Origin of the sequence: Sphaerimonospora mesophila, from assembly GCF_001417795.1 — a bacterium.
Taxonomy (GTDB): domain Bacteria; phylum Actinomycetota; class Actinomycetes; order Streptosporangiales; family Streptosporangiaceae; genus Sphaerimonospora; species Sphaerimonospora mesophila.
The window spans coordinates 41,409-66,549 of sequence record NZ_BCBX01000040.1; the positions used below are offsets into that span (position 1 = coordinate 41,409).

Consider the following 25,141-nt stretch of genomic DNA (forward strand, 5'->3'; position numbering starts at 1 on the left):
AGTTCCAGCCGTCAGACCAGAAAATGGCCTACGACACTTCGATACAGTGATACGCGTGCATGTAGACCCGCAATCACCGGCCCGCCGCATCGCGGCCGACTTGAGAGACGACATCACCGCTGGCCGCCTGCCCGCAGGGGCGAAACTGCCCTCGGTCCGAGACCTCGCCGACCGCTACAGCGTGTCACGCAGCACGGCAAGCAAGGCACTGATCCTGCTCAAGACCGAGGGCTTGGTGGACACTCGCCACGGCTCCGGCGCCTACGTGCGCGAGCCGTACCCCATCCGACGTCTCGGCCCGGACCGGTACGCGCGCAGCCGCTGGCAGGACACCACAGTCGAGGCGTACGAAAACGAGCACGGAGGCGCTGCGGGCACCCGTCAGCAGGGCCACCAGACGCAAGAGGTGAGCCTTGTCGAGGCCGATGAGCACGTCGCGGCCGCGCTCTGCCTCGCACCCGGCACCATGGTCTACGAGCGCGCACGCGTGATGACCCGCGACGGCGTCCCCACACACACCATGACCAGCTACTACCGCGTTGAAGACGTCGAGGGCACATCCCTGGTCGATTCCTCACCGGGAATCGCCGGCCCGGGCGGCGGCTTCCGCGTGCTGACCGACAGAGGCCTTGCCCCGCACGAGATCACTGAAGACCTCAACGCCAGGATGCCCACCGCCGACGAGACTCTGGTTCTCGAACTGCAGCCAGGCGAACCCGTCGTCGAGGTGCGCCGCACCACCCGAACCGCCGGAGGCCAGGTGATCGAGTACGCCCGAGGAGTACACACCGCCAGCCGGTTCATGTGGTCGTACACCTTTGCCATTCCAGACTGAGAGCGGCTGAGGTCAAATCCTCCGCAGGAGGAAACCGCGCTGGTTATTACACTAAAGCGCTTGACCGCCGCCGCCTACAGACCCTGTACTTGCAGTGGTCGGTGACAAGAGGTCCAGGGGACTTCTTCCCGGGGCACCGGGATAGCCGACCTCATTCATGCCGTACGTCATGGGCGCTGGGAACTGACAGCCCCTGACCCTGGTTCGCGCCGTCCTGGGCCCAATCCGCAGCACTTCGGCCAGGTGGTCTTCCTCAGGACACAGGCGCCATCCAGTCTCGTACGGCGTGAGCTATGCAACCGCGGAAGCCAAGGCCGCCATACTCATGGAACAACTGATCTCGGATGCCTCCCACGACGCGATCACACGACTGGTGTGACGCTTGCCCACGCGGCACTCGATGCGACCGGGCCACAGCGCCAGCGCGGGCACGTGCCCTCGTCTGGGATCGCGTGGCCTGGGCTCATGTTCAGGTCGAGGAAGCTGAGCCTACTATACGAGCGCTCGGCGAGGCCAGTGCCGCCTTGAACAGCACGGTAGCGAGGACGAGCCCGCATACCTCTATCGGGTGGATGCAAACGAATTGCAGATCATGGAACCACACGCCTACACCGAACTGCGACGCCCGCTTCGCGCAAGTACCTATCCTCACCGATGTGCTGGCCCGTTACGTCGGAGGAGGCGGCCGCGCCGCCTCGACAAGATGAGGCGGGTTGTTCTGTCGCTGGCCACGTCGTTAGACAGATCGAAGATCCGCCACCTCGACCGGCTCGCGCCGTATCGGGACGTGCCGCAGGTACGGGAGCTGATGCACCACCATACATAACCTTAAATATATAATACGGATGACCCTTAATCTTGTAGGTAAAACAGTAAGGAGATCTCCTGCGCGAACGCCATTCCTACCCTTATCCTGCTCTCTCACCCACATGAAGATGAGGCGAGACATGGGCGAGCAGGTAACGAGGACCGGATCTTCCGCAGATCAGGCAAGCGACTCACAGGCAGCAGTGAAGATCGAAAACTCCGAGGCGACACCTGCGAAAAAGTTTACATCCGCCCGAACAATGCCAAAATGGGAGACCGACGCAAGGGACCGTGTTCGGACAGCGATTCGCCGCTACTCCAAGCCGCTCGCTGATCTTATCGCAAGAGATGCGAACGAAGGGGACACACGTCTACTCGTCACCGACTTTTTATGCGATGGACTGGGGTACGATAAATACGAAGAGCTAACCACGGAATACCAGGTGAAGGGCGAGTTCGCGGATTACGGAATCCGAATTGAAAAACAACTCGCCGCCTTCATCGAGGTAAAGCGCTGCACCCAAAAACTTGGCGAGAAGCATTTGCGACAGGTGCAGATGTACGCAGTGAACGAGGGTGTCGAATGGATGATCCTCACCAACGCTCAAGTGTGGCAGGTCTACCACCTGACCGGTGGACTCCCCGCTGTGGTCGACCTTGCTTTCGAGGTCGACCTCCTTGGCGACGACTCCCTGGCAGCCAAGTCTGGCACCTTTTTCTACCTGACTAAGGAAGCATTCAAGCGACGCCTTATAGATGATCTCTGGAAAGCCCGTGCGGCCACATCCCCCAAAGCCCTAGCACAAGTGGTGACGTCTGAGACGGTACTCGAAGCCATACGAAAGGAAGTCCGCCGCCAGACAAGCCACAATGCCGACATCCAGGATCTAGCACGGATTCTACGGAGCGAAGTTCTGCGGCCGGAGATACAACCTTGAGCGTAATTCGGCGACCTCGCCTGAACGCTCCATGAGATCTGGTTTCGCTTTACCTTCCAACCCGGAGAGCTGTATTCATGTATTGATGAGCAGCCTCTAACTCCGGATACCATCGCAGGCATCACCACCGGACGCCGCCGGGTCGCCCAGGGAATCTCACCCGGGCTAGGGTAACGTGACTCATCTCAACGTGTCCCTGAAGGGGAGAATTACCCATGTCAGCTAAAGAAGGCCCGGGAGAAGTGCCGCTGAGCTTTGGCAATCACGTAAGAATCATAGGCACACCCAGCGAGCTTTCCTGGACGATTGGAATGGAGGGCAAGATCGTGGGAATAGCGGCCGAAAGCGACGAGGTCGCTTATGTTGTCGACGTAGAAGAGCTATCGAGAGTATACGGATTTACTCGATCCCAACTCCGGCGGCTGGATGATGAGGCGTAAACCCCACCACCCCTTAACTAAGGGACATCTCCGCTAGACGACCCGCTTTCCACTGCTTCATTGGCAGTTTTCTGTCCTTACTCCCTCAGCCTGGTCGAGCAAGATCGTTGAAATGAAGAAGGTGCACCTGATCTGTACGGATGCCACAAAGACGGGCGTACGCGCCCGCGAGATGAACCTCTACCGCCGCTACTTCGACCTGGTCGCCGACGGCCGCAAGACCATCGAAGTCCGCGTCCAATACCCCAACCTGCGCAACCTCACCGCCGGCGACCATATCCGGTTCGTCTGCGGCCGCGACGACGCCCTCACCCGGGTCAAACGCGTCACCCGCTACCGCACCTTCGAAGAGATGCTGGACGCCGAAGGCCCCGAGAAGGTCAACCCGACCAGCCCCCGCGACCAGCAACTCGCCAACATCCGCCGCATCTACGGCCCCGAGAAAGAAGCCCTCGGCGTCCTGGCCATCGAGATCGAGCTGGTCGACGCCCCCACCCTCTGATCACCAACCCACCGGCCAACACCCGAAGGAGCCTTCAGTTCGCCTGAACTCTGGGATTTCTCGGGGCTTGAGCAGCAACCGAACGACCAGCGACGTTAGCGAGAGCTGTCGGTGCTCGGGTTATCGCCGCACTGGCCGCTGGTCAGCCTCCTCGCGGGCCGAACGCGTCGAAACGTATCGGCCGTCACTCGAACTATGACCGCTCCTGAAACCAGCCGCTACCGGTTCAGAAAAGGCCGGGCGGAGCGGCTTCAGGCTCTTTCGAGGTGCGAGGCGCTTTGGCCACCTTGGGCTTGGTGGGCTTTTTCTTCTTGTCGTGGAGGCCTTGAGCTACCTCTTCGGCGTAGCGGGCGTGGTTGAGCTCAAGGAGTCGATCCACGAACTCGCGCTGGGCGAAAGGGCCGACCGTGTATCGAGTCTCCCGGCCGGCGACCAGGTGATGGCCGTGATCGAGCCGGTCGAGCAGGTCATCCCAGCCGTAGGCTCGACAGACCGCCTCGTCGATCTTCCGGTGGATACTGCGCAGCTCGACAATGTCGTCGTCCTGGCACGACGGGTCGTTGACCAGGTTGTACGTCGAGGTCAGCCCGGCCTGGCGGGCGAGCATTACGCTCCGCCGGTAGGTGTCGAGCCGCTCCCCCAGCTCGCGCATCTCATCCGTCAACTCCGGCAGCGGCAACGTCTCGAACACATCCGAAGGCGTGTAGCGAAGGTCCGCCTTCATCGATGACGCCCGAGCACGTGCCCACCAGTAATGCGGCGCACTTGACAGCAGCGCCAGCATCGCCGTGTCGTCCGTGGCGAAAACAATCAAAGCATCACTAAAGACCTGGTCGCTTGGCACAAGTACAGGCACGAGCGTCCTACTCACGCGCGTCAATGCAATTGTGCGGCTAAGACCATTTAATGCGGCGTACAGTCCAGGGCGGCGCCTCCAGTGCTGCCACCAAGGAGCTTGACGAACAGCTTCGCTCTTCGTCGCTCTCTCTGGTTTCACATGCACCAGAACATGATTGTACAGCTCCGGATACGTCCTTGCCCTCTCCTCTGGCCAATCATGGAAATTTATAACCCAACGACTAGCCGAACAGTCCGGTCGTGAATTTAAATCCTGACCATTTATAAAACTGAAGAGAGCATCCTCATTCTTGGGATCCCGATCAATCAATCTTTTCGCCTCGTGGGGCGAAATCGTAAACCCGATCCCGAACACATCAGAACCGTTGAAGGCGATTCCAACGTTTACCGCAAGACCTTCAGGGCTTCCCGCCCCATGGGAAGCTGAATCCAGCGATGCAGTTATACCGGAGACAACCATACCATCAAGCATTCGCTCGATAGTTTCATCTAAGGCTTTCTTGCTAGTCCAGATAGCACAGTACTCTAGAGCAGCACTCTTCGATGGCCACGGCTTCCCCTTTACTGCTTGACGAAGCGTAACCCCATTCACAATGAGTTGGTCGAGCCCAACTTGACGGGTATCGCCCTGTGCCAGGGTGTTAGTGGCAATCAATCCTGTTTGACCACGCGCATTCAGCAGGATATGGGCCCGGAGCACGAAATAAGCGACTAGGTCTGTATTCGTTGCACGAACGTTGTTCGCGATGTGTGAGCTGAGCAGCTCTCTGTATGCGAGCCCAAGGGCTGGTCGCAGCTTTGGGCCTCCCAGGAATGGGGGGTTTCCGATTATGGCGTCGAAGCCGGGGTTGGCCGAGTCCGAATGGGCCAGGGCGTCGCTCGATTCGCTGGAACGGTCAGGCTTCTCCGTGAAGACTTCAGGGAAGACCAACGGCCAGTGGATGGGGTGGCGGTTGAAGGTGCCGGGGACCTGGTCGGTGGCCAGCCAATCCGTGCGGGACTCCTCTGCCCTCGGGAGGATGCCGGGCTCGCCGTTCACTACACCGCTGGCGAGGTGCGCGGCGCTCAGGGAAGCCCGGTCGAAACCGCGGAGCTTGCCTACCTCCGGAGCGGCCTCGGGGTCGCGGACCTTTCCCTGCTCCACCGCGTACTTCAGGGACGCCCCTACCAGCAGATCGGCGAACAGCCGGGCCTGGCGGGTCTCGCTGTCGATTTCGGCGAGGATGCCGCGTTTCTGGTTCAGCGCTTCGATGCCGTCCTCGTCCACCGAGATGTCGACAAGGCGCCGCCGCTTCTCGGCCGTACCGCGGACGAGTCGCTGAACGTCCTTCGTGAAGTCGAGCGCCGACTCCTCGAACAGCTTTCGGCCGCGCGACGGCACGAGGTGCATGTATTCGAGCTGCTCCAGCGAGGTGATGCCCAGCAGGGCATCGCCCACCGCGAGCCGGTCGTCGACGAACGTGAACGGCCGCGACGGGTCCATCGACACGAGCCAGAGCGACAGCTTGGCCATCTCCACGGCCATCGGGTTGATGTCCACCCCATAGAGGCAGTGCTCGATGACCTGCCGCCGTGCCTCGATTACGACCGGGTCGGCGTCGGCGTCGGCCGTACGCTCCTCGGCACCCTCCAGGTAGGCGATCGCCTCCTCTCGGCCCTCCTTCGACCAGGCCTCGACCAGCCGGTCCCCCAGATATCGTGCCGCCGCGACCAGGAAGGCCGCCGAGCCCATCGCGATGTCGGCGATCTTCAGCCCGCGGTGCCCGTCCCGGCCCAGGATCTCGGCCGACGAGCGCAGCCTCCACTGCGACCTGTCCGCAGTCTGCAACGGCCCTGGGGCGTAGACCAGCGGCTCCAGCGCGTTCTTGACCACATCCTCTGCCAGGAACTTCGGCGTGTAGTGCGTCCCGGTGTTCTTGCGCAGCGCCGACTCCGTGACGTACAGCGCGCCGGGCAGGATGACGACCGGCAGGCCGCGCAGGTCGTCGCGCAGCAGGCCGATGTACGGCAGCAGCCGCGCGGCCAGCTCGGCGTCGCCGCGCGTGACGGCCAGCAGCCGCCGGGTGGCCTCCAGGCTGTCGGTCTCATCCAACGGCGCGAGCCGCTTGCGCAGCGCGGCCACGCTGCCGATGCCGGAGTCCTTGTACTTCTCCGCGAGCCGACGGGCCAGCGCCTCCGTGTCGCCGGCGGCCTCCCGGGAGAGGGCCTCAAGGTCGGCGAGATCGACCTCCTCCTCCCGGCCCGGCTTGCCGACCAGGCCGACGACCGTGTCGGCGGCGCGGAAGCCGTCAAAGGACAGCAGGCCCTCGTAGACGTACCCGATCTGCTCGACGTCGAGCGAGCGGAAGCTGAGCGTGCGGCGTTCGCGGTTCTTCCCGGTGCCGACCTCGACGTACTGCACGGCCCGCAGCATGTGCAGCACGGTCCGGTCGTCGATGGTCAGCGGCATCCAGGGGTGCGCTTCGGGGTCGAACAGCGACCCGTCGTGGGCGTGCATGGTCAGCCGCGGGTGCCGTACGCCGCTGTGCACGGCGCGGAACAGCGCGAGCAGGCGGTGCCAGGCGGCATGGCTGTTCTCGAGCTCCTCCTCGCTGCCATCGATCGCCCGCTGCTCCAGCTCGGCGCACAGGCGCCCCGCCGAGTAGGCCGTGGCGTACACCTTGTTGTCCGACGGCAGCAGGCCGCGTTCCTCGGCGAACAGCAGGAAGACGACGCGCATCATCACCGACACCGCGCCGCGGTAGACCTCGTGCGCCGTGACGTCACCCGGCACGCCGGCCCGGCCGATCGCGGCGACCAGCAGCTCCACGGCCTGGCGCACCTGGACGCCGAGGGCCTCGGTGATGTCCTCCTGGTTGTCCAGGCTGGCCTTGAGCAGCGCGGGCAGCCGCTGCGGCTCGGGGAACGCGAAGAACCGGTCGACGCAGAGCAGCGAGACGAAGGCGCGGAGCACGTCGCGCTCGGCCGCCTCCGGCCAGGGGATCGCGTCGAACACCGCCGTGGTGGTCACCCCGCCCTTCGGGGCCCAGACCAGCGTCCACCAGCGGCCGTCGGTGACCAGGCCGAGCTCGACGCCGTGGTGACGGCAGAGCATGGCCATGCGGTCGGCAGGCGTGGCGGCCCACGCCGACGACTTCACACGGGCCGTCGGGTGGCCGCTGCTGACCATGCCGAGCAGCCGCACGGTGTCGGGCTTGGGGCCGTGACCGGGCACGGCCAGCGCGAAGCTCGGCGTGATCGTCGTGTCGTGCTCGGGCACCTCGATCGCGAGGTGGTCGAGGCTGCCGTCGGTCGGCGCGATGTGTACGGCGTCGCCCCAGCGCAGCAGCCCGCGCAGCACGTGCTCGATCCAGGCGCGGCGGTCGCGGCCCTTCTGCCAGACGGCGTGGGCGAGGCGGAGCCGTTCGAGCTGCTGCCTGTCGACCGCATCGAGGGCCGGCCAGGTGGACCGCAGCACCGGGAGGCTGAGGAACGGCCCGGTCACCTCGACCAGGCTCAGCCAGCCATGGTGATCGAATTCTCGACTGAATCTCCTCATCGGGTGGCCTCCCGCCTCGGCACGACGAAGACAACGGCCACCGGGAACCGGTGCGGCCGGGGGTCGCGGTAGCGCGCCGCGATCGCGGTGAGTTCCCGGTCGCGCTCCCGGCCGAGGCCGGCCAGGCGTTCCTCCCAGGATCTGCGGTCTCTGCGGTACTGCTCGCGTTCCTCCTTGGACACCGCCTCGTGTCGGCCGAACAGCGCGTCGCCCTGGTCTCCCTCGGCGAGCTTGGCCCGCAGGGTGGCCTCGAACCGCTCCAGGCCGGCGACGACCCGGTCCTGCTCGGCCGCCATGCGCTGGGCGAGCTTGCGCCGCAGTTGGTCGCGCTTCTGGTCCTTGCCGTCGATACGCCAGTCGATGGACTGCAGGACCGAGTCGCCGATCTTCGGCCACACCTCGGCGAGGCGGTGCCGTACCGGCTCGGACGCCGGTTTCCCCTGCGTGAGGGCGCGGTCGAGGATGCCGCCGAGCACGGTGAGGTTCTCCAGGCGGCGGAAGCGGCCGTTCTCCGGCACCCAGCCGCCCGCGTACAGCACCTCCTCGTGCAGCCGCACGCCGTCACCGCCGACCAGGACGAATCGGCTGAACGCGCCGACCAGCGTGGTCTCCAGCGCCGGGTCGTCGCTGACCACGGCCGCGACCCGGTGCAGGCCGATCTCCGCGTTGGAGACGGCGGCGCGCAGCAGCCGGGTGGACATGGCGACCAGCGGGTGGCCCAGGTGAGCGAGCACGACGTCGTCGCGCACCCGGCCCTCGGGGTCGAGCGTGCCCTCGGGGTCGAACGTCACCGGCCGCTGGCGCGGCTGCTCGTCCTTGGTGGCGGGCTTGGCCAGCAGGCCGGCCGCGGCCCGCGCCCACGACCCGGTGAGCGGCGGCACGTCCCACAGGCCCTCGGTGAGGTGCTTGTCGTCGAGGTGCGGCTTGAGCGGCTGCTGCCGGGCCAGCTCCAGCGCGGTGTCCACCACCCGCTTGACGTTGGCGGGGGTGATGCGAAGCTCGGCGACCGTGTCGTCGAGGTTGGCGCGCAGCTTGCGTACCTGCTCGCCGACGTTCGCCTCGGCCGGTACGGCGCCAGCGCCGCCTCCGGCACGCCCGATGGCGCTCCCGGCTGTGGCCGCGCCTGCTGCCGATCCGGCCTGCTCGACGTCGTAGTCGTCGATCTCGCCGAGCATCCGGCGCTGTACGGCCCGGGCCAGCACGGCGTTGACCGAGCCGAGGTCCTCCTCCATCTGCGCGACCTTGTTCGCCACCCGGGACAGGAACTCCAGGTCGGCCTCGTAGGAGTCGACGACGCCGTTCCAGCCGGTGCCGATGAAGTGGCGGATGTCCGGGGTGCGCTTCTGGCCCCAGCGGTCGATGCGGCCGATCCGCTGCTCCAGCTTGTTCGGGTTGAACGGGATGTCGTAGTTGACCAGCCGGTGGCAGTGGTTCTGCAGGTCGATGCCCTCGCTGGCGGCGTCGGTGGCGACGAGGATCCGCACCGGATGCTCGGCCGGGTCCTTCTGGAAGGCCACCCGGAGCTGTTCGCGTTCGATGGCCGACATGCCGCCGTGCAGTACGGCCAGGCGGTCCCCGCCGAGATCCTCCTGCCGCAGCAGCTCTACCAGCCACTTCTGCGTGTCGCGGTATTCGGTGAACACCACGACCCGCTCGTTGGTCCAGTGCGTGCCGTCGGGGCGGCAGACCGCCCGCAGATAGTCGATGAGCTGCCGGGCCTTGGCCTCGGGGGCCGACTCGTAGTCGCGGGCCCAGTCCCGCATCCGGTTCAGCAGCATGACCTCGTCGACGCCGGTGATGCCCTGCAGCGGCGTCGCCATGGAGATCGCGTCGTCCTCGGCCTCGGCGAGGGGATCGTCATCGAGGGTCGCGGTGTCGTCCCAGAAGTCGTCCAGCCACTCATCGCCGTCGTCATCGTCATCGCCCATGACGGGGATGGCGGTGGCCGGCATGGGCTCCCGTACCGTGTCGAGGTACACGTCGAGGGTGTGCGCGAACGCTGCGGGGCTGGAGAACAGGCGCTTCTTCAGCAGCAGCGTGACCAGGTCGGCGGCCTTGCGGCCCTTCGTGCCGGCGTTGAGCATGGCGCGGCGGGCCTGGGCGAACCGCTTGAGCAGCTCGTGCACCTCGCGCTCGTCGGCCGGGTAGGCCACCGGGATCGCTCGGGCCTCCCGGTCGATGAACCGCTTGGTGCCGTCGGCGTTGACAATGTGCCGCTTGAGTCGGCGGATCACCGTCTCCTTCACCGCGGCCGCATCAGGGTCGACGCCCCGGGCGAACCGCTGGTCGTCGAGGATCTCCAGCAGCGCCGTGAACGACGCCTGGTAGCCGTTGTGCGGCGTCGCCGACAGGAACAGCCGGTGGGTGAAGTGCGGGGCGAGGCGGCGGATCAGCTTGGTCTGCTGGGAGTCGACGGCGTAGACCTGCTTGGGCGCGGACGGGGCCACGTGGTGCGCCTCGTCGAGGATCAACAGGTCGAAGCGGCGCTCCACGGCGGCGGGGTCGAGGACCTCGTCGAGCAGCCGCTGGGCCTTCGGGCCGCGCAGCCAGGGCAGGCTCACGATGCTCAGCGGGTAGACGGTGAACGGGTTGGCCGCGCTGCCGTGGGTGCGGCGGACCAGCGCACACCGCTCAGTGTCGATGATCGTGAAGTCGAGGCCGAACTTCTCGGCCATCTCGTCCTTCCACTTGAGCGTGAGCCCGGCCGGACAGACAATCATGATTTTTCGTGCTCTGTGACGAAGAAGCAGCTCCTGTGCGACGAGTCCGGCTTCGATGGTCTTGCCGAGGCCGACGTCGTCGGCGAGCAAGAGGTTCACCCTGGGCGCGTCAAGGGCCCGCGAGACCGGTTCGAGCTGGTAGTCCTCGATGGCCACACCCGAGCGGTACGGCGCCTGCAGCGTCTTCACATCCGCGCTGGTGACGGCCGACCAGCGGATGGCGTCGAGGAACGCGGCAAGCCGCTCGGGCGAGTCGAACCCGTCAGGCGTCACCTCGGGCAGCGAACCGCTCGGCAGCACGCGGCGGCCCGGTTCGATCTCCCACACGACGTCGAGCGTGTCGCCGTACCTGCCGTCCTCCACGCTCTGCAGCGTGACCAGCGTGCTGGTGCCCGAGCCGTCGACGTCGCTCACCACCCAGCGCTGGCCGCGCACGGTGACCAGTTCCCCGATGGACGGCTCCTGCGATGTCGTGATCGTCACATTCCGCTCCTCGCCGACGCCCTTGCCAGCGTTCGCCAGCCTCCGCTACACCAAGACACAGTAAGGGCATCTTCCTGACAACCGGCGAGAACCGTCCAGGTTCGCCACCCCGAAGATCCCTCTCGGATGCACGCGATGGAACTTACGGTAGACACCGCCACTTGTCCATATGTTTGTGATTTTGATTCACGAACGAGATCACCCCCGCCTAGTTTGCAGGTATCCCCCGGCCGCATCGTCGCTCGTGCGTGCGTCACAGATCGGCGTCCTCAGCTCGCTCCTCCACTGATCGGAGTCCTGATGGCGGTACCTCGGAAGCCCTCGCTAGTGAAGATCGTCCAGCAGGCGTTGTCCGCCGGACCGGTACCGCGAGATGCCCTCTTGGAGGCGGTGCACCAGGCAGGCTTGCGGCGGATCGACGCCGGGATGCTGTGGGAGACCTGCGCCACGCACGGACTCGCGGATCTTCGAGACGACCTGTGGGTGCCTCGAGGTTGGGCCTCGCCGACTAAGGACGACGCTGCGTCGCCAGGGCCTTCGACAGAACAGTCTGTACCGAAGATCGGCGCGCAGCAGTCCTTCGAGGAGCGCGCGGCCGCCGAGGTCCGGCGGCTCGCGGCCTCGCTCGGGCTCCCCGCGGCCCTGCCGGTGTCGCCTGCCGGGCCCGTACCTTTCGGCTGGTCCGAGGTGGCGACGGGCGCGTCGCAAGCTTTCCGCGACGAGTTGAAGGCGGTGACCAACCGCCGGACACAGACCGATGTTCCGCTGACAGCCGGCGGCGAAGTGGGCAAGGCGACGAGCCGCCGGAAGCTGATGCGTTTCGAAGCCCAGGGCGAGTTGGGCGTGGCCGAGGGCACGCAGGCGACCTTGATCATCAAAGAGGAGCCCCTCCCGGTCGAGGTGGTCTCGGTGTTCGGCAACATCGTCACCCTCTCGATGCCTCCGGAGGCCCCCGCCGTACGGGAGGCGACGCTGCGCCTGGACCTGTCGTGGCTGCTGGCGGCGCAGAGCAAGCGGCTGGACGAGTTGGCCGACGGGGGGCCGGGTTTCGATGCCGCCGCTGCCCTGGCCGTCGTCACCCCGGAGCATGCCTCACTGCCTGCCACACGCGTCGAACTGCCCGACAACGAGCTGAACGGACTCAACGCCGGGCAGCGTAAAGCCGTCGAGCTCGCACTCACGCCCGCCCTCACCTGGCTGTGGGGTCCACCGGGAACGGGGAAGACGACGACGATCTCCACTCTGGTCGGCGAATTATGCGAACGCGGAAGCCGAGTGCTGCTCGCCGCCCCCACGAACGCGGCGCTGGACGTCGCGATCAATTCGCTGTTGAAACGCGCACCGGAGCTTGGAAAGGGCGCTCTGGTACGTCTCGGTCAGCCGGCGGACCCGTCGCTGGCCGACCGGGCGGACGGTCTAATTCTCATCGACGAGATCGCGGCCGATCGCGGCGCCCCGCTCGCCCAGCGGCGGGTTGAGGCCGGCCGACGACTGCGCGAACTCCGCGAGACCCTGGCAGCGCTGAAGCGACACCAGGGGCAGCTGACGCAAAGGGAGGAGACCAGGCGGCTTCGCGCGGAGACCGAGATAGCCGAACTTCAGGCCCTCGTGCAGGAACTGGACAGGGAACTGCGCGCTGTCCGGCGGCAGATCTGCCAGGAGGCCACTGTGGTGGCCGCCACCGCCCACCAGGTCGTCCTCGAGACGCTCAAGGAGATCACCTTCGACGTGGTCATCCTGGACGAGGCGAGCATGACCAGCGCCGCCCTGGCGATGCTCGTCGCCGGCGCCGGGCGCGGGCACACCGTCATCGCCGGCGACTTCCGGCAGCTCCCGCCGGTCGCCGTCTCCGACACCCCAGCGGCCCAGGAATGGTTACGGCGCAGCCCGTTCGAGAAGGCTGGAATCGCGGGCGCGGTGTCCCTGGGGCGTACCCCGGTTCGGCTGGCCGCCCTCACGGAGCAGTACCGCATGCGGGAGGACATCGGCCAGACCGTCAGCATGGCCTTCTATCCGGAGAGCCCGCTTGTCACGGCGCGGAGCGTGGCGAGCAGAGCCATCAGAAGCCGGGCCCCCTGGGCGAGCACCCAGCTCGTGGTGATCGACACCTCGGCGATGAGGGCCCGCACCACCCGCAGACAGGGCGCCTTCTCGCGCTACAACCTCGTACATGCACAACTGGCAGCCGCACTGGTCGCCGGCGCGACCAGCCAGACCCGCGACCTCGCCCTGATCAGCCCGTTCGCCCCGCAGGCACGGCTGTTGGAGGCGCTCCTTCCCGAAGCCCATTTCGAGGCATGGGCGGCCTCCACAGTGCACCGGTTTCAGGGAGGCGAGCGCGACATCGTCGTGTACGACACCGTGGACACCGGTCGTGGCGTCTCGCCACTGCACCCTTGGTTCACGGAGGGAGGCACCGGGAGCGAGGGCGCGCGCCTGCTCAACGTGGCCGCCAGTCGCGCGCGCGACCACCTGGTGGTGATCGGTGCCCTCGATCGCCTCCGCCCGTCTGGCTCCACACGCAGCCCCGTGTGGACATTCTTCGCGCATCTGCTGGACGGGGCACTGCGGCTGACCTGGGGTGACGCGCTCACCTTCTCGAACGGCGCCACCAAGCGTATCGAGGGCGCGATCGTGGAGCGGCTGAGCGAGGACATCAGCCGGGCAGCCGCCGTCGAGATGTGGCTGCCCGGCGCACCGCTGCTCGGGCTGACCGCACTTCTACCCGCCCTGCAGTCGATCCGCAACGACGATCCCGAGTCGGAGCCGGTGACGATCTGGGTCGAGCCGGAGGCGGACGGGCATCTGCCCATCGAAGCTCTGAACGCTCGAGGCAAGGGAGTCAACATCCGCCCCTGCCTGCCGATCCTGGAATCATGTGCGGTGATCGGTGACGTGGTCTGGTCCTCCAGCGAGTCGCTGCTCGGCCCGAATCCCGGGGTCGTGCTACGGACCGAGCACCGGGCGTTTGCCGACGCCGTACGGCGTGCGCAGCGGCGGCGCCCTGGCGTCGCTCCCGGCAGCGGCCAACTCGGGGACGACTGCGGACGCTGCCAGCGGATGTTGATCCGCTACGAGCAGGGCCGGCGAGGCCAGCCGGACCTCCGCTACGAATGTGCCGCCTGCGACGACGCGTTGAAAGGCAAAACAGGCAAACGATCACGCCGCCCGTGAAGGTGCGTGTCGGCACACCATGTTTTTCTTCCGGCAGCGTTGACCGTGCTTACCGGACGGTGATCACTGGACGGGGATGCCGCCGCGCCAGACACGGCGGGCCTTGAGACCGAACGACCAGGCGAAGGCGCCCTCGTGATCGGCGTCCCACTGGACGATGTCGGCCATCCGTCCCGGCGCGAGAACGCCCCGGTCGGTGGTGCCGAGGACCTGGGCGCCGCCCATCGTGGCCGCACGCAGCGCGTCGTTCACGCTCATACCGAACGCCGCGACGGCCAGGCTGATCACCAGCGACATCGAGGTGATGCCGCAGTGGCCGGGGTTGTGGTCGCTGCCGAGCGCGATGGGGATGCCCTGGGCCAGCATCCGCCGTACCGGCGGGAGGTGTCCCACCTGCAGCGCGGTGCTCGGGCAGACGACCGCGGGCACGCCGTAGCGTGCCATCACGGAGATGTCCTCATCGGAGGCGTGGTGCAGCAGGTCGGCCGAGGCGCAGCCCAGCTCGGCGGCGAGCTGTACGGCGCCGCGCCGGTTGTAGGCGCCCGCGTGGATGCGGGGCATGAGCCCGACGTTGCGGCCGGAGGCGAGCACCCAGCGGGCCTCGTCGGCGGTGAAGTGACCGTCGTCGCAGTAGACGTCGACGCTGTCGGCCCCGGCGGCAGCGGCGTCGGCGCACCAGGAGGAGACCGCCTCGATGTAGTCGCGCTGGCGGCCGAAGAACTCGGGCGGGACCACGTGCGCGGCGAGGAACGTGACGTGCACCCGCGGCATCATCGGCTCTTTCTCGAGCTCGCGCAGCAGCCGCACGTCGGCCAGTTCGCCGTCCCTGGTGAGGTGATAGCCGGTCTTGGCCTCGACCGTCGTCGTGCCGCCCACCAGCCACTCGTGCAGCCGCTCGCGCACGCCGTTGCACAACGTCCACGGGTCGGTGCCACGGGTGACGGTGACCGTCGAGCCGATGCCGCCGCCGGCCGCGGCGATGGCCGAGGCGGTGGAGCCGCCGGACCGCATCGCCATCTCGGCGTACCGGTTTCCGGCGTACACGGGATGGGTGTGCGCGTCGATCAGGCCGGGCGTGACGAGAGCGCCGCCCAGGTTCTCGACATGGTCCACGTCGACGATGTCGTTGACGACACCGGGGACGCTCTGGGGGAGGTCGGCGGCGCGGCCGACCCAGGCGATCCGGTCGTTGTGGACCAGGATGGCGGCATTGCTGCACACCTCGTGACCTGTCCACAGGCGGCCGATGTTGGTGAGAAGCCGCACGGTCATCCGACCACCTGCCCGGCACGGCCGGACATCGAAACGGCCCGCCGCGCGGGCTTCGCGCCCACCGGGTCCGCTCCGTGTCCGGACATCATTGGGGGGTCTCCTGCCTCATCGCGCACTTGGTGTTCGTGCGACGACCCTACCGCCGGGATGCACAACCCGCGCGATTCAGTTCAGTTACGGTATTTCACAAAGGGGCTTGATGTACAGGGTTGTGGGAAGAACACGCTCTGCCTCAGCCGCCACGGATGTCCCACGGACATCCCGCGACCGATAAAGCACTGCCTGCTGTCATTTCGTTACCCGTACCATACGGTCACCATAGGCTCAGACGATGTTAGCAAGGCAACCCCGGCGGGGCCATCACCCACACGCATGCGGATGGTGAACCCGCCGGTCAGCCTCACATAACGTCCGGCGGCGGCAGGGTCGCAAAGCGACTCGGCGCGATCAGACCGTCTCGACGGGCTTGGCCACCCGGTCCAGCTCGGCGAACAGACCGGCGGGGATCCTCGCGTGCAGGATCGTCCCCTCGCCGGTGTGCTCCAGCGACAGCACCTCGCCCTCGTCGTGGGCGCGGGCGACCAGGTCGCCCCGGTCGTACGGCACCAGCATGCGGATCTCGTGGTCCGGGCGGGGCAGCTCCCGCTCGATCACCGCCATCAGGTCGGCGATGCCGGCACCGGTGCGCGCCGACACGACGACGCTGTGCCTTTCCTTGATCGTGAGCCGGGTCAGGACCTCGGGCTCGGCCGCGTCGGCCTTGTTGACGACCACGATCTCCGGGATGTCCCGCGCGCCCTCGATCTCGCCCAGCACCTCGCGGACGGCCGCGATCTGGGACTCCGGATCGGGATGCGAGCCGTCCACCACGTGGAGGATCAGGTCCGCGTCGGCGACCTCCTCCAGCGTCGAGCGGAACGCCTCGACGAGCTGGTGCGGCAGATGCCGTACGAAACCGACCGTGTCGGCGAGCGTGAACACCCGGCCCTCGGGCGTGTGCGCCCTGCGCACGGTCGGGTCGAGGGTGGCGAACAGCGCGTCCTCGACCAGGACACCCGCCCCGGTCAGCCGGTTGAGCAGCGACGACTTGCCGGCGTTGGTGTAACCGGCGATCGCCACGGCGGGCACGTCGCGAGACTGGCGGCGGTGCCGCTTGGTCTCCCGGACCGTCGACATCTCCTTGATCTGCCGCCGGAGCTTGGCCATCCGCTCGCGGATGCGCCGCCGGTCCAGCTCGATCTTGGTCTCACCGGGGCCGCGGCCGCCGATGCCGATGCCGCCCGCCGCCCGTCCGCCGACCTGACGGGACAGGTTGCCGCCCCAGCCGCGCAGGCGGGGCAGCAGATACTGCAGCTGGGCCAGCTCGACCTGGGCCTTGCCCTCCCGGCTCTTGGCGTGCTGGGCGAAGATGTCGAGGATCAGCGCGGTGCGGTCGACGACCTTCACGTTGACGACGTCCTCGAGCTGGCGCAGCTGACCGGGGGTCAGCTCGCCGTCGCAGATCACCGTGTCGGCGCCGGTGGAGGCGACGATGTCGCGCAGCTCGCTCGCCTTGCCCGAACCGATGTAGGTGGCCGGGTCCGGCCGGTCGCGCCGCTGGATCAGGCCTTCGAGGACCTGCGACCCGGCGGTCTCGGCGAGCAGCTTCAACTCCTGGAGGGAGTTCTCCGCGTCCACGACGGTGCCGCTCGTCCACACGCCCACCAGGATGACCCGTTCCAGCCGGAGCCGCCGGTATTCGACCTCGGTGACGTCTTCGAGCTCTGTCGACAGGCCCGCCACCCGGCGGAGTGCCTGACGCTCTTCCAGTTCGTAATCGCCCACGGCATGGTCTAGGGGCTCAAATCGCATGTATGTCATCTCTGGCTAGGTGAACAATTCGACACCTCGATGTCTTCCCAAGATGGTGGCACGTGGCACACGATCACGCACCTCCTTATCCGGGCCGTCGGCGAAAGAGCGGCTTCACCCATCGAGATCCGCCAGTAGGCGCGCGCTCTCACCGGCCCAGTGACCGAGGCCGAGGCGGGTGTGCGTCTCGTGCGCCCGCCGGGCGTGACCGCGGGCCCGTTCCCGTTCGCCCATCGCGCCCGCCAGCTCGGCCAGGACCAGGTGTACGGAACCCCAGCCTGCGCCGCCCATGCCGTTGACCACCAGCCGGCCCGCGTACGGCTCCAGCATGCGGTAGACGACGGCGGGATCCGGGGTGCCGAGCCGGGCGGCGACGTGCCCCCAGACTACGGTGAGGAACTCGGCGGTCCAGTCCTGGCGTATCTCGGTGCCCCATCGCACCAGCAGCCTGCGGGCCAGCGGGGCGTCACCGGCGTCGAGCGCCGCCAGCACGGCCACGGGACGCAGCGGCACCATGTCGGCGTCATGGGCCCGCGACACCAGCCGGTCGAGCAGGTCCGCCACCCGGCCCTGCCCCCGCCGGCACGTGTACAGGGTGATCAGACCCGGGTAGTCGACGCCCCACATGCTGAAGCCGTCCAGGAGCGCGGTGAACTCCGTCGCGAGCCGCTCGGCCTCCGCCCAGTCGCCGCGTACGGTATGGCCCGCCGCCTCGGCGATCCCGGCCATCCCGGTCAGCTCCGGCCGCCCGATCTCGTCCGTCAGCCGCCTGCAGACGGCCAGGTCGCGGTCCCACTCGGCCAGGTCACCGGCTCTGAGCAGATGGGCCATGCGGAACACCCGTCCCACGACCTCGGCCGCGGGGGTCACGGGCAGGCCGAGCAGTTCCTCGACGGCCTGCCGGCGCTCCGCCTCCCGCTCCGGGACCCAGGCAGCGAGGATGTAGTTGTTCAACGCCCGGGCCAGCAGATGCCGGTCCCCCGTACGCCGGGCCGCCCGTACGGCCTCCCCGGCCAGCCGTTCGCCCTCGGCCCGGCGCGGCGAATAGCACAGCTCCATGCCGAGGTTGCCGAGCAGGACGGCGCGCTCCGCGTCGGCGAGCGACTGCTTGAGCAGCCGCTCGAGCAGCGCCACCATCTCGTTGTCCAGGACGCCGTACTCGCGCCAGTTCCACACGCTGAGGCCGCCGAACACGGTCACGGCCTCCATCACCGTGTGGTGATCTCCGGCGTCGGCCGCGAGCGTGATCGCCTCTTCGAGCGCGATCCTGGCCTCCCGCACGTCCCCGACCATCCGCAGCGCCTGGCCCCGGCCGATGAGCAGCTCGCAGCGCCGCACCGGATCGGCCGGGCCGAGTGCGACGAGGGCTCTGCCCCACCACTCGACGGCCTCGTCGTAGGCGCACTGCGCCGCCGCCTGCCCGGCGGCGCGTACGGCGAAGTCGACCGCCTCGGCCGCGCCCCCGACCCGGGACGCCTGGACGAAGTGGTGAGCGAGCACGGACACCTCGATGCCCGCGAGGTTCACCAGCGCCCGGCCCGCACGCAGGTGCAGGCGGGCCTTCTCGACCCTGCCGAGATCGGCGTAGAGCGCGTCGCGCACGAGTGGATGCGAGAACCGGTAGTCGAAGCCGCCCGGCACCTCGGCGAGCAGGCCCGTGGCCACGGCCGGTTCCGCCAGTGCCATGACCTCCTCCGCGGGAATGCCGGTGACGGCCTCCAGCGCGTCGAGGCTCACCTCCCGGCCGAGGACGGCGGCGGAGTGGAGCAGTGCGCGGGTCTCCTCCGGCAGTCGCGCCACCCGGCGGCCGATCACCTCTCGCGCGCCCTCGGGCACGCCGAGGGAGGCGGCGTCGAGCCGGTGTTCGCTGCCCAGCAGCCTGATCAGCTCACCGAGGTAGAAGGGGTTGCCGCCGGTGCGTTCGTACAGCACGTCGGCGAGCCGGGAATCCGGCAGCTCGCGTCCGCTCAGATAGGTGAACACGTCCTCCCTGGTGAACGGCGGGAGCGTGAGGCGCTCGACGCCACGCTCCCGGGCGAGCGCGGCCAGGGTGGTGCGGAGCTGGTCGGGATCGCCGCCCGGCTCCGGCCGCATCGTCGCCAGCACGAGCACCGGCGACCGGTGCAGCTCACGGGCGGCGAACGCCAGCAGCCGCAGCGACGACGCGTCGGCCCAGTGCAGGTCGTCCAGGACGACGAGCGCGGGTCCCGCCGCCCTGAGCGCGTCGACCACGCGCTCATGCAGCTCGAACAGCGCGGTGCCCGGCTCGTCCTCCGGCCGCCCCGTCGCCCCCGACAGCGCCGCCAGCGCGCCGGTCGCGTCCTCGCCCAGGCGGCGCAGGGCCTGGAGCCAGGGCCAGAAGGCGGGGGCGCCGATGTCCTCGCCGCAGCGTCCCCAGGCGATCGTCAGCCCCAGCGCTGCGGCCTCGTCGGCGCCCGCCTCGGCGAGGCTGGTCTTGCCGATGCCCGCCTCGCCGGTGACGAGGAGCACGCCGCCCCGGCCGCGCCGGGCCTCCGCGAGGCGCTCGCCGACACGCCGGATCTGCGTCCTTCTCGCCACCAGCCCGCTCACGCACGGCGGCGGGACCCCCGAGGAGATCACGGCGGTCCTGGCCGGCATCGGCCGCGCCAAGGCGCTGGAGACGGGTTCGAGGCCCGGCGACTGGTCGAGGACGGCCTGCTCCAACCGCCGCAGTTCCGGGCCGGGCTCCAGCCCCAGCTCCTCGGCGAGCAGGGCACGGACCCTGCGGAGCGCGGCCAGCGCGTCGGCCTGCCGTCCCGCCTGATAGAGGGCCTGCACGAGCAGGCCCCACAACCGCTCCCGGTACGGATGATCCGCCACGAGCCGTTCGAGATCGGCGACGCACGACCCGCCGTCGCCCAGGGCCAGACGGGCCTCCAGCCAGTCCTCGGTGGCCGACGAGCGCGACTCGGCGAGCCGCGCGACGATCGGCCGCGCGAACTCGTAGGCCGCGAACTCGGCGAGCGGCTCGCCGATCCATGTCTCCAGAGCCCGGCGCAGCAGCTCAGCCGCCGTGCCGTACTCGCCCTGGGCCAGCGCCCTGCGGCCGTCCTCTGCGAGCATCGTGAACCGGACCAGGTCCACCTGGCCGGGCGCGACGGCCAGCAGATAGCCGGGCTCGCGGGTGAGCAGGACCTTCGGCGGCGTCCGCGGCTGCCGTCCGGGTTCGAGTGCGCGGCGGAGCTGCGAGATGTACGCCTGAAGCGTTCCGGTGGCACTCGACGGCGCCTCCCCCGACCACAGCTCCTCGATGAGGCGGTCGAGCGAGACGACCCGGCCCGGCTCCAGCGCGAGCATGGCCAGCACGGCCCGCTGCTTGGGCGTGCCGAGGTCGACGACCCGGCCGGCCGAGTCGCTGACTTCGAACGGGCCGAACAGGCGAAAGTCCATGGTTCCTCGTTGCAAGGGAGATCCGGCTCGTTAGCGTAAAGCCGAATTTGTCCCGACAGCACAACCGAATTCCTAGTCGGCTCCCCAGCAAGCTCCTAACCATCTCCTAACGGTCTCCCAAGCCGGCTCCCAATCGCCTTCCAACCGAGCTCCTAACCCCTCCCGGCCCTGCCCCTGACCGGCTCCCGCACCTGCTCCTAATCGGCTCCCAATCCGCCGCAAACCGCCTGGCACAGCCTGGTGGAGCGAACGGAATCCCCGGGCAACCGAGCAGGAGAAGAAATGACAGCGACCATCGGAGCAGATCTTCGGCGCACCGTACGCGGGCAGGTCCTCCTCCCCGGCGACGAGGCGTTCGAGACCGCGCGCCTGCCCTGGAACCGCGCCGTCGACCAGCGGGTCCGGGCGGTGGTGGAGATCGAGGACGCGGCCGACGCAGCCGCCGTCGTCCGTTACGCGAAGCTGGCCGGGCTCGGCGTGGCCGCGCAGCCGAGCGGGCACGGCGCCTCGCCGCATCTGGACGGGACGATCCTGGTTCGCACCGGGCGGCTGCGCGGGACCGACGTCCGGGCCGGAGAGCGGGTCGCCCGGGTGGAGGCGGGCGTGCGGTGGGAGGAACTGCTCGTCGCGGCCGGCAAGCACGGGCTGACCGGCCTGCCCGGGAGCTCTCCCGTCGTCAGCGTCACCGGCTACACCCTCGGCGGCGGGGTCAGCTGGTTCGGCCGCCGGTACGGCCTGGCCGCCAACGACGTGCGCGCCCTGGAGGTGATCGACGCCGATGGCGTGACCGTACGCGTCACCGCCGAGGCCGACCCGGACCTGTTCTGGGCCCTGCGCGGCGGAGGGGGTGATTTCGCACTGGTGACGGCGCTGGAGCTGGATCTGCACCCGGCGCCCCTGCTCTACGGCGGGCGGATGCTGTGGCCGGTCGACCGCGCGGCGGAGGTAATGGACGCCTTCCGCGAGGTGACGGCCGCGGCCCCCGAGGAGCTGGCCGTCTGGTTCACCATGCTCGGCTTTCCCCCGCTTCCCGAGGTCCCGGAGCCGCTGCGCGGTCTCACCGCCGTCGCGGTCGACACCGCGTTCCTCGGCGTGGAGGAGGAGGGCCGGGCCCTGCTCCGGCGGTTGGAGGCGGTTCCCGGCGTGATCGGCGACACGCGCGCCGCGCTGCCGCCGGAGGCCGTGGGCGACATCTGCGCCGAGCCGACCGAGCCGCTGCCCGCCCTGTCCCGCGGCGAACTGCTGACCGGGCTCGACGACGCGGTCGCCGGTGACCTGCTCGCGGCGGTCGGCGACGTCGCGCCGCTGGTGTCGGTGCAGGTGCGTCATCTCGGCGGCGCGCTGAGCCGGCCCACCGAGGGCGGCGGCGCGTGCGGGCACATCGCCGAGCCGTACCTGCTGGGGATGGTCGGGCCGATCCCGACGCCGGAGAGCGCGCGCGCCGTCGCCGCCCGGCTGACGGAGATCGGCCGGGCGATGACGCCCCACACCACCGGCCGCAAGCCCTTCACCTTTCTGGACGAGGAAGAGCAGGCCGCCTCCGCCTTCCCCGCCGAGGTGCTGGCGCGGCTGCGCGACATCAAGCGCCGCCGGGACCCGGCCGGGGTGTTCCGCAGCAACCACCCCGTCCTGGGCTAGCGGGTCGGTCGACCAGCCGGGGTGGCGGCGACCGGAGCCGACCAGGGACTTCCTCAGCCGAGGGGGCAGGGAGCGGAGCGGGAGGGAGCGAGGACCGCACGCCGGGCCCCGCTCGGTGGGGCCAGGTAGCGGACCGGAGCTTCCTCCCGGCGCAGCGACCGGAGCCGACCAGGGACTTCCTCAGCGATGTCCGATTACTCGGCCGATGTTCTAGGTTCCCCGCCTCACTGCCGGCGTACGGCGACGTCGCCGGAGCCCGCCTTCACCACGATCGTGCGCGATGCGGCGCGGTCATGGGCGACCTCCACGCTCCGCTCGCCCGAGCCGGTCTCCGCGGTCACGCGGTAGGTGCCGTCCGGCACCCGGACCTCGGCGTCGCCGGAGCCGGTCTCGACGGACACCTGCCGGGGCGCCTCGGCGAACCTGAGCCTGACCTCGCCGGACCCGGTGTCCGCCGACACCTCCGCACCGGCCAGCCCTCTCGTGTCGATGTCACCGGAACCGGTCGAGGCCGTCACCCGGCCGGCCAGATCGCGCAGGGTGATCGAACCGGATCCGGTCTCGACGTGTACGGCCAGGCCGCGCGGGATGTCGACCCGGTAGTCGATCGAGCAGGTGTTGCAGTCGTATTCCAGCTTCAGCGTGTCGCCGTCCACCCGGTGCCCGTCGGCGGGCCGGTCCCCGCTCCAGCGCAGGCTCTCTTTGACGTGGACACCGGACCGGTCCGATCCGGCGATCACGACCTCGCCCGACCCGGTGCCGATCTCCAGGGTGGTCACCTTGTCGGTCACGTCATAGGACTGCTCGGCCCGCTCGTTCAGGCCGAACGCCGCCCCGCATCCGGTGAGGGCGAGGGTCAGGCCCAGTACGGCTCCGGCGGCGGCGACGGTCGTCGGCTTCTGTCTCATGGCCATCATTCTTCGGCCCCACGCGGCCGCGGCCCATCGGGGACTCCCCCGAGGCCGCCCTGAGGCCACCCCTACCTTGTTCCCCCGGCAGACCGTGAGGTAGCGTCGATTCCATCATCTAGAATTTTGTTTCCGTATCGTGGAAAGGGACCTCGATGGACGGCGTTCAGATCACGGGCCCGATGCTCGATCGGTTCGACGAGATCCTCACTCCCGAAGCGCTCGACTTCGTGGCCGCCCTGCACCGGGAGTTCGACGAGACCCGTCGCCGGCTCCTCGACGCCCGCCAGGAGCGGCAGGCCCGGCTGTCGGCCGGAGAGACACTCGACTTCCTTCCCGAGACCAAGCACATCCGCGAGTCGGAGTGGCAGGTCGCGCCGGTGGCGCCCGGGCTGGCCGACCGCCGCGTGGAGATCACCGGGCCGGTCGACCGCAAGATGACCATCAACGCGCTCAACTCCGGGGCCAAGGTCTGGCTGGCCGACTTCGAAGACGCCAACACGCCGACCTGGGAGAACACGATCAGCGGGCAGCTCAACCTGCGCGACGCCCTCGACCGCACGATCGACTTCTCCACCGGCGGCAAGGACTATGTCCTGAAGCCGGACAGGGAGCTCGCCACGGTGGTCGTCCGGCCGCGCGGCTGGCACCTGCCGGACAAGCACGTCCTGGTGGACGGCGCCGAGATATCGGGCTCGCTGCTCGACTTCGGGCTCTACTTCTTCCACTGTGCCCGGCGGCAGCTCAGCAAGGGCCGGGGGCCGTACTTCTATCTGCCGAAGATGGAGTCGCACCTCGAGGCGCGCCTCTGGAACGACGTGTTCGTCCGCGCCCAGGAGTTGCTCGACCTGCCGCGGGGGACGATCCGGGCAACCGTGCTCATCGAGACCTACCCGGCCGCCTTCGAGATGGAGGAGATCCTCTACGAGCTGCGCGAGCACTCGGCCGGGCTCAACGCGGGCCGCTGGGACTACCTGTTCAGCGTCATCAAGAAGTTCCGTACGCGGGGCCGGGAGTTCCTGCTGCCGGAGCGCAACGCGGTGACGATGACCGCGCCGTTCATGCGGGCCTACACCGAGCTGCTGGTGCGCACCTGCCACAAGCGGGGCGCGCACGCGATCGGCGGCATGGCGGCCTTCATCCCGTCCCGGCGCGATCCCGAGGTCAACCGGGTCGCCCTGGAGAAGGTGCGGGCCGACAAGACCCGCGAGTCCGGCGACGGCTTCGACGGGTCCTGGGTGGCCCACCCCGATCTGGTGCCGATCTGCCGCGAGGTGTTCGACGGCGTGCTCGGCGACCGGCCCAACCAGCTCGACCGGCTCCGCGAGGACGTCCGCGTCACGGCCGAGGACCTGCTCGCGGTGTCGAAGACCCCGGGCCAGATCACCGAGGCCGGGCTGCGGGGCAACGTGGACGTCGCGCTGCGTTACCTGGCCGCCTGGATGGGCGGGCTGGGCGCGGTGGCCATCCACAACCTGATGGAGGACGCGGCCACCGCCGAGATCTGCCGCTCCCAGGTGTGGCAGTGGATCCACAACGACATCAAGCTGGCGGACACCGGTGCGGTCGTGACCCGCGAGCTCGTCGAGCGCATCATCGAGGAGGAACTGGCCGGGATCGCGGCGGAGCCCGGCTACGACGAGGGTCTCTACGCCCAGGCCACCGCCCTGTTCAAGGAGGTCGCACTTGACGACGACTTCGCCGAGTTCCTTACGCTGCCCGCGTACGAGCGCATGCCGTAGACCGCACGCGCCGTCGACGTGAGG

12 protein-coding genes are annotated in these 25,141 nt (G+C 68.6%); 6 read left to right on the forward strand and 6 right to left on the reverse strand.

Annotated elements, in window-relative coordinates; translation table 11 throughout:
- Positions 1-46: 46 nt before the first annotated feature.
- The 3 genes from AP234_RS21735 to AP234_RS21745 all read left to right on the forward strand — a co-directional run bounded on the left by AP234_RS21735 (position 47) and on the right by AP234_RS21745 (position 3,522).
- Complete coding sequence (locus tag AP234_RS21735; protein ID WP_235558310.1) at positions 47-835, forward strand: GntR family transcriptional regulator; 789 nt, start codon at positions 47-49, stop codon at positions 833-835.
- 947 nt (positions 836-1,782) lie between these two features.
- Complete coding sequence (locus AP234_RS36490; protein ID WP_160330482.1) at positions 1,783-2,580, forward strand: type I restriction enzyme HsdR N-terminal domain-containing protein; 798 nt, start codon at positions 1,783-1,785, stop codon at positions 2,578-2,580.
- A 552-nt stretch (positions 2,581-3,132) separates the two neighbouring features.
- Positions 3,133-3,522 carry an ASCH domain-containing protein gene (locus AP234_RS21745; RefSeq protein ID WP_055481547.1) on the forward strand — a complete coding sequence of 130 codons (390 nt, stop codon included), beginning with the start codon at positions 3,133-3,135 and terminating at the stop codon, positions 3,520-3,522.
- 226 nt (positions 3,523-3,748) lie between these two features.
- Here AP234_RS21745 and AP234_RS21750 read toward each other — a convergent pair whose 3' ends face one another.
- Positions 3,749-7,918, reverse strand: a complete 4,170-nt coding sequence (locus tag AP234_RS21750; protein WP_063843034.1) for an Eco57I restriction-modification methylase domain-containing protein — start codon at positions 7,916-7,918, stop codon at positions 3,749-3,751.
- The gene (gene drmD, locus AP234_RS21755; RefSeq protein WP_055481548.1) at positions 7,915-11,121 is read right to left on the reverse strand and encodes a DISARM system SNF2-like helicase DrmD; all 3,207 of its coding nucleotides are present in this window, start codon (positions 11,119-11,121) and stop codon (positions 7,915-7,917) included. The genes AP234_RS21750 and drmD overlap by 4 nt, the downstream gene beginning before the upstream one ends.
- A 390-nt stretch (positions 11,122-11,511) precedes the next feature.
- Between drmD and AP234_RS21760 the strand changes: the two genes are divergently transcribed.
- On the forward strand, positions 11,512-14,295 hold the full coding sequence (locus tag AP234_RS21760) for an AAA domain-containing protein (protein WP_160330483.1): 2,784 nt from the start codon (positions 11,512-11,514) through the stop codon (positions 14,293-14,295).
- 63 nt (positions 14,296-14,358) lie between these two features.
- Here AP234_RS21760 and hutI read toward each other — a convergent pair whose 3' ends face one another.
- The 3 genes from hutI to AP234_RS21775 form a co-directional block, all read right to left on the reverse strand.
- Complete coding sequence (hutI, locus tag AP234_RS21765) at positions 14,359-15,567, reverse strand: imidazolonepropionase (RefSeq protein WP_055481550.1); 1,209 nt, start codon at positions 15,565-15,567, stop codon at positions 14,359-14,361.
- Between the two features lie 447 nt (positions 15,568-16,014).
- The gene (gene hflX / locus AP234_RS21770) at positions 16,015-17,427 is read right to left on the reverse strand and encodes a GTPase HflX (protein WP_055481551.1); all 1,413 of its coding nucleotides are present in this window, start codon (positions 17,425-17,427) and stop codon (positions 16,015-16,017) included.
- Between the two features lie 105 nt (positions 17,428-17,532).
- Positions 17,533-20,829, reverse strand: a complete 3,297-nt coding sequence (locus tag AP234_RS21775; RefSeq protein ID WP_055481552.1) for a BTAD domain-containing putative transcriptional regulator — start codon at positions 20,827-20,829, stop codon at positions 17,533-17,535.
- A 282-nt stretch (positions 20,830-21,111) separates the two neighbouring features.
- On the opposite strand from AP234_RS21775, the gene AP234_RS21780 reads away from it, so the two are divergent.
- Entirely contained in the window at positions 21,112-22,467 is a 1,356-nt protein-coding gene (locus AP234_RS21780; RefSeq protein ID WP_055481553.1) for an FAD-binding oxidoreductase, read from the forward strand.
- Positions 22,468-22,691: 224 nt separating this feature from the next.
- On the opposite strand, the gene AP234_RS21785 is transcribed toward AP234_RS21780, so the two are convergent.
- The gene (locus AP234_RS21785) at positions 22,692-23,375 is read right to left on the reverse strand and encodes a DUF4097 family beta strand repeat-containing protein (RefSeq protein ID WP_063843046.1); all 684 of its coding nucleotides are present in this window, start codon (positions 23,373-23,375) and stop codon (positions 22,692-22,694) included.
- Positions 23,376-23,530: 155 nt separating this feature from the next.
- Here AP234_RS21785 and aceB point away from each other — a divergent pair, with 155 nt between their 5' ends.
- Positions 23,531-25,117, forward strand: coding sequence for a malate synthase A (gene aceB / locus AP234_RS21790; protein WP_055481555.1), 1,587 nt, complete (start codon positions 23,531-23,533; stop codon positions 25,115-25,117).
- Positions 25,118-25,141: the final 24 nt, after the last annotated feature.